2 protein-coding genes are annotated in these 796 nt (G+C 40.1%); both read left to right on the top strand.

Features of this window, described 5'->3' with window-relative positions:
• Positions 1-61: 61 nt before the first annotated feature.
• Positions 62-433: a 50S ribosomal protein L14 gene (gene rplN, locus DAE25_RS22700; RefSeq protein WP_005619403.1), complete on the top strand. Its 372-nt coding sequence runs from the start codon at positions 62-64 to the stop codon at positions 431-433.
• Between the two features lie 10 nt (positions 434-443).
• A complete protein-coding gene (gene rplX / locus DAE25_RS22695) occupies positions 444-755 on the top strand; it encodes a 50S ribosomal protein L24 (protein ID WP_005599300.1) in 312 nt (103 codons plus the stop codon).
• The last annotated feature ends 41 nt before the right edge of the window (positions 756-796 follow it).

Genomic DNA, 796 nt, shown 5'->3' with positions numbered 1-796 from the left:
CCATCTGGGTAAGTGGGTTTTCGTCCCGAAAGGGTGTTTTTTAATTTAACGGAGCACTAATATGATCCAAGAACAGACTATGCTGGATGTTGCTGATAACTCAGGGGCTCGTAGCGTAATGTGTATCAAGGTTCTAGGTGGATCGCACCGTCGTTACGCTGCTATTGGCGACATTATCAAAGTTACTGTGAAAGAAGCAATTCCACGCGGTAAAGTTAAAAAAGGTGATGTGTTAAAAGCAGTTGTTGTGCGCACCAAGAAGGGTGTTCGTCGCCCAGATGGCTCAGTTATTCGTTTCGATGGTAATGCTTGTGTAATTTTAAACAATAACACTGAGCAACCAATCGGTACTCGTATTTTTGGACCTGTGACTCGTGAACTTCGTTCTGAGAAGTTTATGAAGATCATTTCATTAGCTCCAGAAGTACTGTAAGGGGAATGTAATGGCTGCTAAAATCCGTCAAAATGATGAAGTAATTGTTCTTACCGGTAAAGATAAGGGCAAACGTGGTAAGGTAACTCAAGTGTTACCAAACGGTAAAGTGATTGTTGAAGGCGTTAAAATCATCACTAAACATGAAAAACCGGTTCCTGCTTTAGGTAAAGCTGGTGGCTTAGTGAAGAAAGAAGCTGCAATTGATGCGTCAAATATTGCAATTTTCAACCCGAAAACAAATAAAGCTGACCGTGTAGGTTTTAGATTCGAAGACGGTAAAAAAGTCCGTTTCTTCAAATCTAATAATGAAATTATTTAATTAACTGGAGTAATGCGATGGCGAAACTGCATGATTACTAC

Origin of the sequence: Nocardioides terrigena, assembly GCF_003047265.1 — a bacterium.
GTDB lineage: Bacteria > Actinomycetota > Actinomycetes > Propionibacteriales > Nocardioidaceae > Nocardioides > Nocardioides terrigena.
Note: the sequence above shows the minus strand (reverse complement) of the source record. Positions and strands in the feature narration are given on the sequence as shown.

Excerpts from the sequence above, each read along its gene's own strand:
- rplN (WP_005619403.1), top strand. The coding sequence starts at position 62 with ATGATCCAAGAACAGACTATGCTGGATGTTGCTGATAACTCAGGGGCT.
- rplX (WP_005599300.1), top strand. The coding sequence starts at position 444 with ATGGCTGCTAAAATCCGTCAAAATGATGAAGTAATTGTTCTTACCGGT.